Source organism: Kitasatospora sp. CB01950 (assembly GCF_001905465.1).
In the GTDB taxonomy this organism is placed as follows: domain Bacteria; phylum Actinomycetota; class Actinomycetes; order Streptomycetales; family Streptomycetaceae; genus Kitasatospora.
The window spans coordinates 770,991-787,499 of the sequence record NZ_LISX01000002.1 but is presented as its reverse complement, the minus strand read 5'-3'; the positions used below and the strand labels follow the sequence as shown (position 1 = coordinate 787,499).

The 16,509-nt window shown below is 74.1% G+C and carries 13 protein-coding genes; 9 read left to right on the top strand and 4 right to left on the bottom strand.

Translation table 11 applies throughout. The features are described 5' to 3' along the window. Positions 1 to 18 precede the first annotated feature (18 nt). The 6 genes from AMK19_RS08335 to AMK19_RS08315 all read left to right on the top strand — a co-directional run bounded on the left by AMK19_RS08335 (position 19) and on the right by AMK19_RS08315 (position 8,933). Positions 19 to 1,659, top strand: a complete 1,641-nt coding sequence (locus tag AMK19_RS08335; RefSeq protein ID WP_073809365.1) for an amidohydrolase — start codon at positions 19 to 21, stop codon at positions 1,657 to 1,659. Between the two features lie 80 nt (positions 1,660 to 1,739). Then, entirely contained in the window at positions 1,740 to 1,874 is a 135-nt protein-coding gene (locus AMK19_RS37960) for a hypothetical protein (RefSeq protein WP_274536960.1), read from the top strand. Positions 1,875 to 1,948: 74 nt separating this feature from the next. Beyond that, a complete protein-coding gene (locus AMK19_RS08330; RefSeq protein ID WP_083646570.1) occupies positions 1,949 to 2,923 on the top strand; it encodes a hypothetical protein in 975 nt (324 codons plus the stop codon). 168 nt (positions 2,924 to 3,091) lie between these two features. Next, positions 3,092 to 4,048 (top strand): hypothetical protein, encoded by a 957-nt coding sequence (locus AMK19_RS08325; protein WP_073809363.1) that lies wholly within the window; start codon positions 3,092 to 3,094, stop codon positions 4,046 to 4,048. A gap of 68 nt (positions 4,049 to 4,116) precedes the next feature. Next, positions 4,117 to 5,973 (top strand): HSP90 family protein, encoded by a 1,857-nt coding sequence (locus tag AMK19_RS08320; protein WP_073809360.1) that lies wholly within the window; start codon positions 4,117 to 4,119, stop codon positions 5,971 to 5,973. Continuing rightward, entirely contained in the window at positions 5,973 to 8,933 is a 2,961-nt protein-coding gene (locus AMK19_RS08315) for a hypothetical protein (RefSeq protein ID WP_073809358.1), read from the top strand. Before AMK19_RS08320 ends, AMK19_RS08315 begins: the two co-directional genes overlap by 1 nt. 77 nt (positions 8,934 to 9,010) lie before the next feature. Here the strand turns inward: AMK19_RS08315 and pgm are convergent, their stop codons facing one another. Together pgm and AMK19_RS08305 are read right to left on the bottom strand one after the other, a co-directional pair. Then, the gene (gene pgm, locus AMK19_RS08310; RefSeq protein ID WP_073809355.1) at positions 9,011 to 10,654 is read right to left on the bottom strand and encodes a phosphoglucomutase (alpha-D-glucose-1,6-bisphosphate-dependent); all 1,644 of its coding nucleotides are present in this window, start codon (positions 10,652 to 10,654) and stop codon (positions 9,011 to 9,013) included. A gap of 95 nt (positions 10,655 to 10,749) precedes the next feature. Continuing rightward, on the bottom strand, positions 10,750 to 11,523 hold the full coding sequence (locus AMK19_RS08305; protein ID WP_073809353.1) for a LysR family substrate-binding domain-containing protein: 774 nt from the start codon (positions 11,521 to 11,523) through the stop codon (positions 10,750 to 10,752). Between the two features lie 58 nt (positions 11,524 to 11,581). Here AMK19_RS08305 and AMK19_RS08300 point away from each other — a divergent pair, with 58 nt between their 5' ends. Beyond that, positions 11,582 to 11,971 carry a DUF5997 family protein gene (locus AMK19_RS08300; RefSeq protein ID WP_073809347.1) on the top strand — a complete coding sequence of 130 codons (390 nt, stop codon included), beginning with the start codon at positions 11,582 to 11,584 and terminating at the stop codon, positions 11,969 to 11,971. A gap of 134 nt (positions 11,972 to 12,105) precedes the next feature. Here AMK19_RS08300 and AMK19_RS35895 read toward each other — a convergent pair whose 3' ends face one another. Beyond that, positions 12,106 to 13,017, bottom strand: coding sequence for a hypothetical protein (locus AMK19_RS35895; RefSeq protein WP_073809344.1), 912 nt, complete (start codon positions 13,015 to 13,017; stop codon positions 12,106 to 12,108). Between the two features lie 187 nt (positions 13,018 to 13,204). On the opposite strand from AMK19_RS35895, the gene galT reads away from it, so the two are divergent. Further along, positions 13,205 to 14,287, top strand: a complete 1,083-nt coding sequence (gene galT / locus AMK19_RS08290; RefSeq protein WP_073809342.1) for a galactose-1-phosphate uridylyltransferase — start codon at positions 13,205 to 13,207, stop codon at positions 14,285 to 14,287. A 127-nt stretch (positions 14,288 to 14,414) separates the two neighbouring features. Here the strand turns inward: galT and galK are convergent, their stop codons facing one another. Continuing rightward, positions 14,415 to 15,560 carry a galactokinase gene (galK, locus tag AMK19_RS08285; RefSeq protein ID WP_073809340.1) on the bottom strand — a complete coding sequence of 382 codons (1,146 nt, stop codon included), beginning with the start codon at positions 15,558 to 15,560 and terminating at the stop codon, positions 14,415 to 14,417. Between the two features lie 145 nt (positions 15,561 to 15,705). Here galK and AMK19_RS08280 point away from each other — a divergent pair, with 145 nt between their 5' ends. After that, positions 15,706 to 16,497, top strand: coding sequence for a DeoR/GlpR family DNA-binding transcription regulator (locus tag AMK19_RS08280; protein ID WP_073809337.1), 792 nt, complete (start codon positions 15,706 to 15,708; stop codon positions 16,495 to 16,497). Positions 16,498 to 16,509 lie beyond the last annotated feature (12 nt).

Sequence of the window (16,509 nt, the reverse complement as noted above, 5' to 3'; positions counted from 1 at the left end):
AGAGTTGAGGAACGTCCCATGAACCACGCCGACCTGGTCTTCACCGGAGGACCGATCCACACCGGCGACGCCGCCCGCACCCGGGCCAGTGCGCTGGCCGTCACCGGCGAGCGGATCACTGCCGTCGGCCACGACGAGGTACGGGAGTTGATCGGCCCGCGCACCGAAGTCGTCGACCTGCACGGCCGGTTGCTGACCGCCGGCTTCCAGGACGCGCACGTGCACGCGGTGTACGGCGGCATGGAGATGGCCACCTGCGACCTCAGCGAAACCGTGGGTGTGGACGACTACCTGCGCCTGATCGGCGACTACGCGGCCGCCCACCCGGAACAGGAGTGGATCACCGGCGGCGGCTGGTCGCTGGAGAGCTTCGACGGCGGACTGCCCACCCGGCAGCTGCTCGACCGGGTGGTGCCCGACCGTCCGGTGCTGCTCTCCAACCGCGACCACCACGGCGCCTGGGCCAACTCCCGTGCGCTGGAAGCCGCCGGGATCACCCGGCACACCCCCGACCCGGCCGACGGCCGGGTCGAACGCGAACCCGACGGCACACCCAGCGGCATGCTCCAGGAGGGCGCCGTCGGCCTGGTCGGCATCCACGCCCCCCGCCCCACCGCCGCCGACCGGCTGGCCGGACTGCTGCGCGCCCAGCACATGCTGCACTCGCTCGGCATCACCGCCTGGCAGGACGCCCTGCTCGGCGAGTTCGGCGGCCACCCCGACCCGTCCGACGCCTACCTCACCGCCGCGCAGCAGGGCACGCTCACCGCCCGGGTGGTCGGCGCGCTCTGGTGGGACCGCGAGCGCGGCGCCGACCAGATCCCCGAACTCGTCGCCCGGCGCGAGAAGTTGAGCCACGGACGGTTCCGTGCCGGGGCGGTGAAGATCATGCAGGACGGCATCGCGGAGAACTTCACGGCCGCCCTCACCAGCCCCTACCTGGACGGCTGCGGCTGCGCCACCGGCAACAGCGGCCTGAGCTTCGTCGACCCGCTCGCGCTGCGCGAGCACGTCACCGCACTCGACGCACTCGACTTCCAGGTGCACTTCCACGCCCTCGGCGACCGCGCCGTCCGGGAGGCCCTGGACGCCGTCGAAGCCGCCATCGCCGCCAACGGCCGGCGCGGCAACCGGCACCACCTCGCGCACCTGCAACTCGTCCACCCCGCGGACCTGCCGCGGTTCGCCGAGCTCGGCGCGATCGCCAACATCCAGCCGCTGTGGGCCGCCCACGAGCCGCAGATGGACGAGCTCACCATCCCCTTCCTCGGCCCCGAACGCGCCGCCTGGCAGTACCCGTTCGGCGACCTGCTGCGGGCCGGCGCGACCCTCGCCGCGGGCAGCGACTGGCCGGTCTCCAGCGCCGTCCCCATCGACGGCCTGCACGTCGCCGTCAACCGCCGCGAACCCGACGCCGCCCCCGGCACACCCGTCTTCCTGCCCGCCCAGCGGCTCGACCTGGCCACCGCGCTCGCCGCCTACACCGCCGGCACGGCCCACCTCAACGGCCTCGACGACACCGGCACCCTCCGCCCCGGCCACCTCGCCGACCTGGTCCTGCTCGACCGCGACCCCTTCGCCGCCCCCACCGAAGAGATCGCCCACACCCGGGTCCTGCGCACCTACGTCGGCGGACGGCAGGTCTTCACCGCGGAGTGATCGGCACGCCGCCGAGTCGCCCGTCGTGCGTCGCCCGGGACGGAGTACGGCGCGGAGCCCGAACCGCTGCGCTGGACGGCGTGCACGCGCTGTACGCCGTCCACCGGCACGCCGAGCGCCGTCAGCACGCCGTCACCGCCCCGCTCGTCGGCCTCGCACACCGGATCTTCGGGAGCGACCGGTCCGCGACACGGCGTGCCCGCCCGTCGCGGTGACGTGATAGGAACATCCGTCTGCGGGGCCGCTGCAAGCCGCCCGCGAGGACGACGGCACTGAGGAGGACCCGGGCATGGCACTGTTCGCGCGGCTGGCGCGCCGCCGGAACACCGGAGGCGGTGCGCCCGGCCTCACCGTCGACCCGGCGTACGGCGACCCCGAGCTGACGCTGCTGCTGAAGCAGGCCGCCGCCGGCGACTGGCCCGGCGTCCGCGCCGTCCTGGACCGGGCCGTCGACCAGGACGACCTGGCGCTGATGATCGGCCTGCTCGCCGACGTCACCGGCAGCGAGAGCTGGCTCGGCCCGGCCCTCGACGCCGACCCCGGCGACCCGGTCACCCTGCTCGCGCACGGCGCCCGGCACATCCGCTGGGGCTGGGAGGCCCGTACCGCGGCCCGCGCCCAGCACGTCACCGAGGCGCAGTGGAAGACCTTCCACGAACGGCTCGCGACCGGCGAGGAGCTGCTGTTCGAGGCGGCCGAACGGGACCCCGAACTGCTCGGCCCCTGGCTCTACTTGCAGATGAGCGGCCGCGGCGGGTCGGTCGGCCGGAGCGCCGCCCGGTACCGCTTCGACGCGGCGCTGCGCCGCAGCCCCGGCCACCTCGCCTCGCACCGGCAGCGGCTGCAGCAGCTGTGCGCCAAGTGGTCCGGTTCGCACGAGGAGATGCACGCCTTCGCCCGCGCGTCGATGCTCGCCGCCCCCGAGGGCAGCCCGCTCGGGGAGCTGGTCGCCCTCGCCCACATCGAGCACTGGATGTCGCTGGCCTCCGGCGACGACGTCGTGTACATGAACGGGCCGCAGGTCCGGGACTCCCTCCACGAGGCCGCCGACCGCTCGATCCGGCACCCCGACTTCGTGCGCGGCAGGGACTGGCCGCAGGCCTTCAACACCTTCGCGGCGGCCTTCCACCTGGCCAGGCAGCCGTACGCGGCGAACCTGGTCTTCCAGGAGATCGGCGACGCCGTCTGCGAAAGCCCGTGGGACCAGCTCGGGGACGACCCGGTGGCCGCCTTCCGTCACATCCGCGCCGTGTGCGCCGCCTGACGGCGGCACAGGCACCGACGTCGCGACGCCGCGACGCCGTGACGCCGCGTCTGCCCGGCATGCGGAATTGATTCGCACACCAGTCGTACGGACGTGATAGGAATCTCCGTCCGGGGAGGCCGCGCGGCTGCCCCGGACGGATCGGCACGGCACAAGGGGACCATCGGGATGGGGCTGTTCGACAGGCTGATACGGCGACGGGCCAAGGGCGGGCCCGCGCTCGACCCGACGTTCGGCGATCCGGAGCTGGCGTTGCTGATCGAGCGCGGTGCGGCCGGCGACTGGCCGGGCGTCCGGGCCGTTCTGGAACAGGCCCGCGACCAGGCCGACCTGGTCACCATGGTCGACCTCGTCAGCGACCTGAGCGGCACCCAGGTGTGGCTCGCGCAGGCCGTCGAGCAGCACCCCGAGGACGACCTCGCGCTGCTGGTCGCCGGCGCCCGGCAGCTGGTCTGGGGCTGGGAGGCCCGCAGCAACGCCCAGGCGAAGTACGTCGGCGCCGACCAGTGGAAGGTGTTCGGCGAACGGCTGGAACGCGCCGAGGAGCAGCTGTTCGAGGTCGCCGAGCGGCAGCCCGACTGGCTCGGCCCCTGGTACTTCCTGCAGATCACCGGGCGCGGCGTCTCGGTGCCGAAGGAGGCCGCCGTCCGCCGCTTCGAGGCCGCCGTCCGCCGCCACCCGCACCACGCGGCCTCGCACCGGCAGCGGCTGCAGCAGCTGTGCGCCAAGTGGGGCGGCTCGCACGAGGAGATGCACGCCTTCGCCCGCGCGTCGATGCTCGCCGCCCCCGAGGGCAGCCCGCTCGGCGAACTCGTCGCCTACGCGCACATCGAGCACTGGCTCGCCCTCGACCGCGGCGAGGACAGCCGCTACATGTGCAGCCCCGCCGTCGCCCGCTCCCTGCACGAGGCCGCCGAACGCTCCATCTGGCACCCCGACGCCGTCCGCGGCCGGACGTGGGCCGGCGCGCACAACACCTTCGCCATGGCGTTCTCGCTGTGCGGCGAACGGCAGGCCGCGCACCGGGTGTTCACCGAACTCGACGGCCGCGTCACCAAGTCCCCGTGGGGCTACCTCGGCGACCCGGTGACGGTCTACACCCGCCGCCGCGACGCCGCCGCGTAGCCCGCACCGCCACCGCCGCGCCGCTGACCGGCCGCACCCCCCGTACCCCGAAGCGAAGGACCCGCCCGGTGACCCCGAACGACTCCAGCGCGCACACCTTCCAGGTGGACCTGCGCGGACTGGTCGACCTGCTCTCCCACCACCTGTACTCCAGCCCGCGCGTCTACCTGCGCGAACTGCTGCAGAACGCGGTCGACGCGATCACCGCCCGCCGGCAGCTCGACCCGGCCGCGCCCGCCGCGATCACCGTCACCACCGGCGACGAGTTCTCGGTCTCCGACACCGGCGTCGGCCTCACCGAAGCCGACGTGCACACCTTCCTCGCCACCATCGGCCGCAGCTCCAAGCGCACCCCCGACGGCGCCCTGGACGCCGGCCAACTCGCGGACGCCCGCGCCGAGTTCATCGGCCAGTTCGGCATCGGCCTGCTGGCCTGCTTCGTGGTCGCCGACGAGATCACCGTCCGCACCCGCTCCGCCCGCACCCCCGACGCCCCGGTGATCGAATGGCGCGGCCGCTCCGACGGCCGCTACACCATCACCACCCTGCCCGGCTCCGCCCGCCCCGAGCCCGGCACCACCGTCACCCTCACCCCGCGCGCCGACGCCGAGGAGTGGACCTCCACCCGCCGGGTCACCGAACTCGCCCGCCACTACGGCAGCCTGCTGCGCCACGAAGTGGCGGTCGTCGACGCGGCCGGCCGCTCCACCCGGATCAGCGAGACCCCCACCCCGTGGGCCCGCCGCCACGACACCCCCGCGGCCCGCCGCGAGGCGCTCACCGCGCACTGCCGCGACACCTTCGACTTCACCCCGCTCGACGTCATCGACCTCGACCTGCCGCTGGTCGGCCTCAGCGGCGTCGCCTACGTGCTGCCCGACGCCGTCCCGCCGTCCCGCCGGGCCGGCCACCACGTCCACCTCAAGGGCATGCTGCTCTCCGACCAGGCCGACGAACTGCTCCCCGACTGGGCGTTCTTCGTGCGCTGCGTGGTCGACGCCGAACGCCTGCGCCCCACCGCCTCCCGCGAGGCGCTGTACGCCGACGAGACCCTCGCCGCCGTCCGCGACGCCCTCGGCCTGCGCATCCGCGACTGGCTGACCGGCCTGTCCGCCAGCGACCCGGCGCTGCTGCACCGCTTCCTGTCCATCCACCACCTCGCCGTCAAGTCGCTCGCCCGGCACGACGACCAGCTGCTGAAGATGCTGCTGCCGTGGCTGCCGTTCGAGACCACCGACGGCAACGTCACCCTCGACGAGTTCGCCCGCGCCCACCCCGTCATCCTGGTCACCCGCACCGTCGAGGAGTTCCGCCAGGTCGCCCCGATCGCCGGCGCGGCCGGCCTCGGCGTCGTCAACGGCGGCTACACCTACGACCGCGACCTGGTCCACCGGCTGCCCGAGATCCGCCCCGGCGCCACCGTCGCCGACCTCGACCCGGCCACCGTCACCGCGCACCTCGACAACGTCGACCCCGCCACCGAACTCGCCGCCGCCGCCTTCCTCGCCGCCGCCCGCGACGTCCTCGGCCGGTTCGACTGCGACGTCGCGCTGCGCACCTTCCACCCCAGCAGCGCCCCCGCCCTGCTGCTCGACGACCGGGAAGCCCGGCACGAACGCACCCGCAGCCAACTCGCCGACCAGGCCGACGGGTTGTGGGCCGACATCCTCGGCTCGCTGGGCAGCTCCGCGCCCCGCGCCCAACTCGTCCTCAACCACCTCAACCCGCTGGTCCGCCGCGCCGCCGCCATCCGGCACCCCGACCTCGCCACCACCACCGTGGAAGCGCTCTACGGCCAGGCCCTGCTGCTCACCCGGCGGCCGCTGAAGGCCGGCGAATCCGCCCTGCTGAACCGCTCGTTCCTCGCCCTGCTCGACCACGCCATGCTCGGCCACGAGCCCACCACGCCGCACCGGGAGCCGTGATGCTCGACACCATCGACGCCGTCCGCGCCGCCCTGCGCGCCAACGACGAACAGCCCCACGGCCGCCGGCGCACCGTCACCGCCGAGGAACTCGTCGACGCCGCCGAGCAGTTCGACGACCACGAGCTGCTCGCCTACGCCCTCCTCGACCTGATGGAGGCCTACGAGAACGATGCCGAACGGCGCAAGCTCCCGGTCGTGTTCGCCCGGATCGCCACCCTGCGCAGCAAGCACCCCGACGCCTTCGACGGCTGGGCCGAGCGCGCCACCGACTGGCGCTACAAGTGGGTCGCGCACGCCCTGCGCAGCGTCCCCGACGTCCCGCTGGAGGCCGTCCGCCGCTGGCACGGCGAACTGCGTGAGCACTACCGCACCGCCGGCCACGACCTGCAGCCCTACTACGGCGAGCAGTACCACCTCGCCGCGCTCACCGGCCGCGACGTCGAGCAGGCCTTCGACCTGTGGGCCGCCCGCTCCCGCGCCGCGTTCAGCGACTGCCAGGCCTGCGAACTGCGCGCCCAGGCCAGGCACTTCGTCCGGCTCGGCGACGACGACCGGGCGCTCGCGATCTGGCAGCCGGTGTTCGACGGCGAACACTCCTGCGCCGAGGAACCGCACGTCAGCCGCGCCCACGCACTGCTGCCGCTGCTGCGCGCCGGCCGCGCCGACGACGCCCGCTCCGCCCACCTCACCGGCTACCGGTGGGCCCGCGGCCGCTCCCGCGCCGCCGAGGAGATCGGCCTGCACCTCGAGTTCTGCGCCCTCACCGGCAACGAACCGCGCGGCCTGGAGATCCTCGCCGACAACCGCGACCTGTTCGACCAGCACGGCGACCCGCTGGCCCGCCTGCACTTCCTCACCGGCGCCCAGCAGTTGCTCGCCCGGCTGAACGCCACCGGCCACGGCGACGTCCCGGTGGCCGGCCCGCCCGGCACCCGGCACACCGCCGCCGAACTGCTCGCCGAACTCACCGCCGAGGGCGACGCACTCGCCGCCCGCTTCGACGCCCGCAACGGCACCACCGCCGTCGGCGACGCCCGCCGCGAACGCCTCGGCCGCGCACCGCTGTTCGCCGAACCGCTCGCCCTCGGCCTGCGCGCCGCCACCCCCGCCCCCGCGCCCGCCCCCGCCCCGGCCCGCCCGGCCGACCGGGCCGCCGCCGACACCCCCGAGACCGTCACCGAACTCGTCGCCCGCGCCCGCGAGTTGCACGACCGGTGGCACCCCGAGGCGGTCGCCCTGTGGCGGCGCATCGACGCCCTCGTCACCGCCGACGGCTACCAGCACCCCGACGACCCCGACCTCGAGCCGCTCGTCCTGCTGCGGGCCGAACTCGCCGAACAGCGCTCCCGCAAGGACGGCCTGCCCGACGAGGAACTGGTCGCCCACCTCACCGAGGCCGCCGACCACTACGAGCAGGCCGACCACCCCGCCCGGGCGATCGGCTGCCGCGCCCTCGCCGCCGCCATCCCCGAACGGGACACCGACCCGACGGCCGAACTCGACGAGCACGAACGGCAGGTGCGCGAACTGCTCGCGGCCGGTGCGGCCCGGGCCGGCGACGCGCTGCTCACCGTGCTGCACGCGCGCGCCGTCGCCGCGTTCCACCTGGACCTGTCCGGCACCGACCCGCACGACCACGACGGCGACCACGACCACGACGGCGACCACGACCACGACGGCGACCACGACCACGACCGTCCTGAGCCGCGCGACGTCACCCGCCTGGAAGCCGCCGTCGCCCGCCTGCGTGAGGAGGCGCAGCGCCAGGACGACCCAGCGGCCGAGATCAACGCCGACCAACTCCTCGCCCGCGCCTACTTCGTGGCCGGCCGCCGGGACGACGCGGCCGAGATGATCCGGCAGGCCGAACGCCGCATCGAGGCCGCCGAACTGCCCTGGAAGCTGGTCGCCGTGTACGGCTGGCAGGCCGAATTCGCCATGGAACAGCAGGAGTTGGAGCGCGCCGAGGAACTCGCCCACCGGGCGCTGGCGATCGCCGCCCAGCACGGCGACCGCACCGCCGCCCCCGCCCGGCTGCAGAACCTGGTCGCCCGCATCCACCTCGCCCGCGGCGAACTCGACGCCGCCGTAAGGGCGTTCACCGACGCCGCAGCCCGCCACGACCACGCCGGACAGGCCGACGAGGCCGCCACCGCCCGCGGCCGACTCGGCCAGGTCCTCGCGACGGCCGACCGGTACGCCGACGCCGCCGCCGTCCTGGAAGCCGTCCGCCTGGAGGCCGCGTTCGCCGACCTCGCCCCCACCGAACAGGCCCAGATCCGCCTCACGCTGGCCCGCTCGCTGCGCGAACTCGGCGAACACCGCGCCAGCGCCGAGGAGTTCCTGCACGTCGCCGACCTCGCCGCCGGCTGGGACCACAACCGGGAGGTGCACACCCTGGTCGCCTGCGACGCCGCCGTCGCCCTGGCCCGCGCCGACCAGTGGCCCGCCGCCGAACTCGCCCGACAGCGCGCCCTCGACAGTCACCGCGCCGCGCCGCACCCCGACGCCGCCGTCGACATGCTGCTGCGCCTCGCCCGACTCACCGCCGGCGCGCGCGGCAAGGACGGCCGCGACCAGGCGCTCGCCCGACTCGACGAGGCCGCCCGGATCGTCGCCGACGCGGAGCGCGACGGCCTGGAGGTCTCCCTCGGCTGCGTCGAGGGCACCCTGCACGACACCCGGGCCCGCACCCTCGCCGAGGTCGGCGCCCCCGAGGAGGCCCTCGTCGAGATCGAACTCGCCATCGCCGCGTTCGCCGCCCACGGCGCCGACGGCAACCGGGCCCGCGCCGAGTCCATCCGCTGGGCCGCGCTGCTCGAAGGCAACCGCCTCGGCCGCACCCAGGAGGCGCTGACCCGGCTGGAGCAGGCCGCCGCCTGGTGCCGCGAGATCGGCGAGCCGCAGGTCGCCGACCACCTCACCGACCTGCACGCCCACCTGCGCCGCCAGCACTGACCGCCGGCACTGACCGCCAGTACTGACCGCCGCGTGCGGAGGGCCCGCCGGGCGCCCGGCGGGCCCTCCGCACGCGGTCAGGCCTGCTCCAGCACCTCGCCGACCAGGCCGCGGGCCTCGTCCTGCACCCGCGCCAGGTGGTCGGCGCCGAGGAAGCTCTCCGCGTAGATCTTGTACACGTCCTCGGTGCCGGACGGCCGGGCCGCGAACCAGGCGTTCTCGGTGCAGACCTTGAGCCCGCCGATCGCCGCGCCGTTGCCCGGCGCCTCGGTCAGCACGGCGGTGATCCGCTCGCCCGCCAGCTCGGAGGCCGTCACCCGGGAGGCGTCCAGCGCCGCGAGGGCGGCCTTCTGCTCACGGTTCGCGGGGGCGTCCACCCGGGCGTACACCGGGTCGCCGTGCCGGGCCGTCAGGTCGCGGTAGTGCTCAGACGGGGTGCGGCCGGTGACGGCGGTGATCTCGGAGGCCAGCAGCGCCAGCAGGATGCCGTCCTTGTCGGTGCTCCACGGCGTGCCGTTGCGGCGCAGGAACGACGCCCCGGCGGACTCCTCGCCGCCGAACGCCACCGTCCCGTTCAGCAGCCCGTCCACGAACCACTTGAAGCCGACCGGGACTTCGAGCAGCTCCCGGCCCAGCCCCGCCGCCACCCGGTCGATCATCGAGGAGGACACCAGCGTCTTGCCGACCGCGGCCGCCGCCGGCCAGCCCTCCCGGTTGCGGTACAGGTAGTCGATGGCGACGGCCAGGTAGTGGTTGGGGTTCATCAGCCCGCCGTCGGGCGTGACGATGCCGTGCCGGTCGGCGTCCGCGTCGTTGCCGGTGGCCAGCGTGAACGCCGCCCGCTGCTCGATCAGCGAGGCCATCGCGTACGGGGAGGAGCAGTCCATCCGGATCTTCCCGTCCCAGTCCAGCGTCATGAACCGCCAGGTCGGATCGGTCAGCGGGTTGACCACCGTCAGGTCCAGCCGGTGCGTCTCGGCGATCCGCCCCCAGTAGGCGACGGACGCGCCGCCCAGCGGGTCCGCGCCGATCCGCACCCCCGCCGTCCGCACCGCGTCCAGGTCCAGCACCGCCGGCAGGTCGTCCACGTACCGGCCCAGGAAGTCGTAGCGGCCGGTGGTGTCGGCCGCCAGCGCCCGCGCGTACGGAATCCGGCGGACCTCCTTCAACCCGCCCGCCAGCAGCTCGTTGGCGCGCCGCTCGATCCGGCCGGTGGCCGTGGAGTCCGCCGGGCCGCCGTGCGGCGGGTTGTACTTGAACCCGCCGTCGGCGGGCGGGTTGTGCGAGGGCGTCACCACGATGCCGTCCGCGAGCGCCGCGGGCAGCGTGCGGTTGTGCGCCAGCACGGCGTGCGAGACGGCGGGCGTCGGCGTGTAGCCGTCCGCGGTGTCCAGCAGCACCGTCACGCCGTTCGCCGCCAGCACCTCCAGGGTCGTCGCCCGGGCCGGCTCGGACAGCGCGTGCGTGTCGATGCCGAGGAACAGCGGCCCCGTGGTGCCCTGTTCGGCCCGGTAGTCGCAGATCGCCTGCGCCGTCGCCGCGATGTGGTCCTCGTTGAACGCCGACTTCACCGAGGAACCCCGGTGGCCGGACGTGCCGAACGCCACCCGCTGCCCGACCTCCGCCGGGTCCGGGTGCAAGGCGTAGTAGGCCGTCACCAGGCGAGCGACGTCGATCAGGTCCTGCGGCTGCGCCGGCTGCCCGGCCCGTGCATGCACCATCGTGGCTTCTCTCCTCGGTCGGTACGGCAAGGATGCCCGCCGACCATCATCGGGGCCACACCGCGCCACCTGCGGGAACGCCGCCGGGGAGCTGCCTACCGCTTGCGCCCGCGCTTCGCCGGGGCCTGACGGCTCGTCGCACCGCGCTGGCCCGTCCGCGGCTTCTGCTGCGACTTCTGCTGGGGCTTCTGCTGGGCCTTGGCGGGGGCCTTCCTGGCGGCGGGCTGCTTCTTCGCCGGTTCGGTGGCGGCCCGGCCGCGGGAGCTGTTCGCGGTGCGGCCGCGGACGATGCCGATGAACTCCTCGACCAGGTCGGTGGTCGCCGCCTCCGGCCAGGCCAGCACCACCTGCGACTGCGGAACGTCCGCCAGCGTGCGGTAGGTCAGGTCGCGCCGGTGGTGCAGCCGGGCCAGCGACTGCGGCACGGCCAGCACGCCGACGTTCGCCGCCACCAGCTCGATCGCGTCGGCCGTCGTCGCGGGCCGCTCGAACGCCGGGCGGCCCGGCAGAGCGCCGTCCGGCCAGTCCAGGACGTCGTCCTGCGGGTGGAAGACGACCTCCTCGGCGAGGTCGGCGACGGAGACCTCCTCGGCGGCGGCCAGCCAGTGGTCCTTCGGGAACACCACCACGGTGGTCTCGGTGTACAGCGGGATCGCGCTCAGCACCGTCCGGTCCACCGGCAGCCGCACCAGGCCCGCGTCCGCGCCGCCCGACAGCAGCAGGCCGTGCCCGGCGACGGGCGTCTCCTGCACCAGTTCCAGCGGGACGTCGGGCAGCCGCTCACCCCACACCCGCAGCCACTTGGTCGGGGTCACGCCCGGCACGTACACCAGGCGGAAGGAATCGGAGGGCTGCTCGATCTCGGTCACACCGTCCAGGCTACCTACCGTGACCTGGGCAGGTGCGCACTCCCTATACCCTTGGTCCATGACTACGCCCAAGCCCAAGAGCTCCCAGACCATGAAGCCCGCGACTGCGGCCAAGAAGCTGGGGATCTACCTGGCGGCGACCCCCGCCGAGTTCCAGGCGGGCGTCGTCTCCCGCGACGAGCTCAACGCCCTGCAGACCACCCCGCCGCAGTGGCTCGCCGACCTGCGCCGCAACGGCCCGCACCCGCGCCAGGTGATCGCCGCCCGCCTCGGCATCTCCGTCACCGGCCTGAACCGGGCCGGCGTCTCCGAGGCCCTCACCACCGAGCAGATCAACGCCCTGCGCGACGAGAACCCGGACTGGCTGCAGCGCGAGCGCACCATCCAGGCCGAGGTCCGCAAGGAGACCCAGCGCATCAAGGAGAAGCCGGCCGCGAAGAAGAAGTAGCCCGCGGCCCGGATCGCGAACAGCCGCCGAGCGGATCAAGAGCAGTCGAGCGGATCGCGAACAGCCGAACGCCCCGGCACGGATCGTCCGTGCCGGGGCGCTGCGTCGGCGGGGCGTTGCGTCGGCGGGGCGGGTCAGCTCTTCGCGTTCGGCACGAACTTGGTGAAGTCCACCGTGTCGCTCGCGCTCGGCGGAGTGGTGCTGACCGCGGTGCCGTAGTCGGAGTAGGTCGCCGTCGAGGTGATCTCGCCGGCCTTGCTCTGCATCTGCTCGACCTTCTTGACCAGCAGGTTGTCGGCGGTCACCCAGACCTCGATGTGGTCGCTGGTGATCCCGGCGGCGGCGAACTGCTTCTGCAGGGCGTCCGCCTGCGCCTGGGTGAGGCCCTTGGTGGTGGCCTGGGTGATGTCGGCCGCCGAGAGGTCACCGGCGTACTTGGTGGCCTGCACACCGTTCACGCTCTCGGTGCCGGCCTTGTCGACCTTGCCGGAGGCGATCAGCGCCCGCACCGACGAGACCGGGTCGGCGTTCTGCAGCTGGTTCTTCATGCTGTCGCCGGCCGCGCCCATCAGCTTCGCGAGGTCCGCGTACCCGTACTTGATCCAGTGCGCGCCGCCCAGCTGACCGGCCATCGCCGCGCCCATGTTCACGTACATCGCGTCGTCGAGGTACCGCGCGGTGAAGGTGCCGTCGCCGCCGGCCTTGCTGAGGGTCTCCGCCATCGGGCCGCCCATGGTGCCGGTCAGCTCGCCGTTGAGGCCGTGCTCCCAGGAGATCGCGCCCTTCATGCTGCTGGCCTTCGTGGCGCCGATCTGCATGGTGGCCTCGGTCTTGGCGGACTTGGCCGCGCTGGTCTTCTCGCCCACCATCGCGAGCATCGCGGCGGGCGTCAGCTCCTTGGCCGCGTCGGCCCCCGAGCTCTTGCTGTCCGCGGCCTTTCCGGTGCCCGCGGCGCTTCCGTCGGCGCCCTTGCTGCCGCAGGCCGTCGCGGTCAGCGCGAGCACGACGGCGGTGGCGGCAAGAAGCGTACGTCCGGTCCTGAACATCTGAACTCCCCCTGGTGTTTCGGTCTTTCGGGGCGGACTCTAGCCGATGGCCCCGACGGCCCTGCACCGGGTTTCCCGGTGCGCCGCCGGCCCCGGGTGAGACCCTCCCGACCTGCGGATGTTGCATTGTGCTGCTTCATGTTTGAAAATGTTTGATGTGATGGTCGAATACCGAGGGAGCGCCGCCGTGCACAAGACGGTGACCAAGCTGGCCGACGGCCGGGAACTGATCTACTTCGACACCGAGCCCGCCGTGCGCGACGTCGTCGACACGCGGCCGCTCGACCCGGCGGCGAGCGCCTCCGAGGTCCGGGTCGACCCGTTCACCGGGGACGCGGTCACCATCGCCGCACACCGGCAGGGCCGCATCTACCACCCGCCGGCCGACCAGTGCCCGCTGTGCCCGTCCCGGGACGGCCGGGCCGGCGAAGTGCCCGCCCGGGACTACCAGGTGGCGGTGTTCGAGAACCGCTTCCCGTCCCTGGCCGGCTCCTCCGCCCAGCACGTCACCCCCTGGTCGGACGGCCCGTACACGCTCGCCCCCGGCACCGGACGGTGCGAGGTGGTCTGCTTCACCCCCGACCACGGCGCGTCCTTCGCCGACCTGACCGAACAGCAGGCCCGCCTCGTCCTGGACGCCTGGACCGACCGCACCGCCGAACTGCACACCCGCCCCGACGTCCGGCAGGTCTACTGCTTCGAGAACCGCGGCGCGGACATCGGCGTCACCCTCGGCCACCCGCACGGCCAGATCTACGCCCTCCCGTACGTCACCCCGCGCACCGCACAGGCCCTCGCCAAGGTCGCCGCCCACCGGGAGGCCACCGGCCGCAACCTGTACGACGACGTCCTCGCCGCCGAACGCGCCACCACCGGCCGGCCGGACTCCCGGGTCGTCCTGGCCGGCGAGCACTGGACGGCGTTCGTCCCGTTCGCCGCCCGCTGGCCCTACGAGGTGCACCTGTACCCGCACCGCCGGGTCGCCGACCTCACCGCCCTCGACGAGGCCGCCCGCGCCGAGTTCCCCCGGATCTACCTCGACCTGCTGCGCCGCTTCGACCGGCTGTTCCCCGCACCCGCCCCCTACATCTCCGCCTGGCACCAGGCGCCGCGCCCCGCCGAGGCCGAACTCGCCCTGCACCTGGAGCTGTTCACCATCCGGCGGACGGCCGACAAGCTCAAGTACCTGGCCGGCACCGAGTCCGGCATGGGCGCGTTCATGAACGACATCCGCCCCGAGACCGCCGCCCGCACCCTGCGCGAGCTGTAGGCCCCCCGGGCCGCCTCAGCCACGAAGCCCCGCCCGGGGAAGGGAAGTTCCCGGGCGGGGCGTCGTCGTTCCTGCTTCGTCGTTCCTGCGGCTTCGTTGTTCCTGCGTCGTCGTTCCGCGTGCCCGCTCAGGCGATGCGGTGCGCGCCCTGCGAGGGGACGGCCGGGAAGACCTGCGGGTCGACGTAGCCGGCGTCGGCGAACGCCGCGCGCACGGCCCGCTCGACGTCCGCCAGCCGGTCGGTGTCGACCAGGGCCAGCACCGAGCCGCCGAAGCCGCCGCCCATCATCCGCGCGCCCAGCGCGCCGGCCGCGTTCGCCGCCGACACCGCGAGGTCGGTCTCCGGGCAGGACACCCGGTAGTCGTCGCGCAGCGAGGCGTGCCCGGCCGTCAGCACCGGGCCGAGCGCCCGCGGCTCGCCCGCGTCCAGCAGCCGGATGGTGTCCAGCACCCGCTGGTCCTCCGTCACCACGTGCCGCAGCAGCGGCCGCAGTTCGGCCGGCAGCTTCTCCTCGGCCGCCGCCAGCTCCGCGCTGCCGATGTCGCGCAGCGCCCGCACGCCCAGCAGCTCGGCGGCCCGCTCGCAGCCCGCCCGCAGCGCCGCGTACGCGCCGTCGCCCAGGTCGTGCTTGACCCGGGTGTCGATCACCAGCAGCGACAGGCCCACCGCGGGCAGGTCCAGCGGCACCTGGCGGCCGGCCAGCGTCCGGGTGTCGAGGAAGAACGCGTGGCCCGCGACGCAGCAGCTGGACGCCATCTGGTCGAGCGCGCCGCACGGCACGCCCACGAAGTCGTTCTCGGCGCGCTGCGCGAGCAGCGCCCGGGTCGGCGCGTCCAGGCCCAGGCCGAACAGTTCGTCCAGGGCGATCGCGGTGGCGCACTCCAGCGCCGCCGAGGAGGACAGGCCCGCGCCGGTCGGCACGTCCGAGGTGAACGCGAGGTCCGCTCCGCCCACCGGGTGGCCGGCCTGCGCCAGCGCCCAGAACACGCCCGCCGGGTACGCCGCCCAGCCCGGCGCCGCGCCCGGCGCGAGCCCGTCCAGGGCCAGCTCGGTGACCTTGCCGTCGCCCTGCGCGCTGGTCAGCCGGATCACGCCGTCGGTGCGGCGGCGGGCCGCCACCCGGGTGGTGTGCGGGAGCGCCGCCGGAAGCACGAACCCCTCGTTGTAGTCGGTGTGTTCACCGATCACGTTGATCCGCCCGGGCGCGGCCCACACGCCGTCGGGGGCGTCGCCGTAGGCGGCGATGAAGGCGTCGGCGGCGTCGGTGGTCATCGGGCACTCCAGCAGGCGAGGGATATTCAAGGCAGGAGATATCCAACATATTCAAACACACAGCACCAGAGCCGAACAGTGATCCGCCCGGTCGACTATGCTGACGGCTTCCCAGCACCCCCTTGTGCCCAGGCGGAGGATCCGAGTGACCGACGGCGTACTGCTCGCCGCCCAGCGACGGGCGCTGATCCTCGACCAGGTGCGCCGCGACGGAGCCGTCAAGGTCGCCGAACTCGTCGAGCGGCTCGGCGTGTCCGACATGACCGTCCGCCGCGACCTCGACGCCCTCGCCCGCACCGGAGCCGTCCGCAAGGTCCACGGCGGCGCGGTCGCCCGCACCGCCGCCGCCGAGGAGCCCGCCTTCGAGGCCAAGTCCGGCCTGGAGACCGACACCAAGGCCGCGCTCGCCGAAGCCGCCGCCGCGCAGGTCCAGCCCGGCAGCGTGGTCGCGATCTCGGCCGGCACCACCACCTACGCCGTCGCCGCCCGCCTGCTCGACGTCCCCGGCCTCACCGTCGTCACCAACTCCCTCCCCGTCGCCGAACTCCTGCGCACGCACACCGCCGAACGCGGCGAGGACGCCCCCGCGCTCCTGCTCACCGGCGGCGCGCCCACCCGCTCCGCCGCCCTGGTCGGCCCGCTCGCCGACCAGTCGATCCGCTCCCTGCACGTCGACCTGCTGATCATCGGCGCGCACGGCGTCAGCGACCGCGCCGGCCTCACCACCCCCAACCTCGCCGAGGCCCAGACCAACCGCGCCCTGATGGCCTCCGCCCACCGCACCGTCGCCGTCGCCGACCACACCAAGTGGGGCGTCGTCGGCCTCAGCAGCTTCGCGGCCCTCACCGACCTCGACTGCTTCATCACCGACCACGAGCTCCCCGCCGACGCCCGGGCGGCCCTTTCCGAGGCCTGCGGCGAACTCCTGCTCGTCTGAGCCCTATCCTTG

Excerpts from the sequence above, each read along its gene's own strand:
- AMK19_RS08335 (WP_073809365.1), top strand. The coding sequence starts at position 19 with ATGAACCACGCCGACCTGGTCTTCACCGGAGGACCGATCCACACCGGC.
- AMK19_RS08330 (WP_083646570.1), top strand. The coding sequence starts at position 1,949 with ATGGCACTGTTCGCGCGGCTGGCGCGCCGCCGGAACACCGGAGGCGGT.
- AMK19_RS08325 (WP_073809363.1), top strand. The coding sequence starts at position 3,092 with ATGGGGCTGTTCGACAGGCTGATACGGCGACGGGCCAAGGGCGGGCCC.
- AMK19_RS08315 (WP_073809358.1), top strand. The coding sequence starts at position 5,973 with ATGCTCGACACCATCGACGCCGTCCGCGCCGCCCTGCGCGCCAACGAC.
- pgm (WP_073809355.1), bottom strand. The coding sequence starts at position 10,654 with ATGGTGCATGCACGGGCCGGGCAGCCGGCGCAGCCGCAGGACCTGATC.
- AMK19_RS08300 (WP_073809347.1), top strand. The coding sequence starts at position 11,582 with ATGACTACGCCCAAGCCCAAGAGCTCCCAGACCATGAAGCCCGCGACT.
- AMK19_RS35895 (WP_073809344.1), bottom strand. The coding sequence starts at position 13,017 with ATGTTCAGGACCGGACGTACGCTTCTTGCCGCCACCGCCGTCGTGCTC.
- galK (WP_073809340.1), bottom strand. The coding sequence starts at position 15,560 with ATGACCACCGACGCCGCCGACGCCTTCATCGCCGCCTACGGCGACGCC.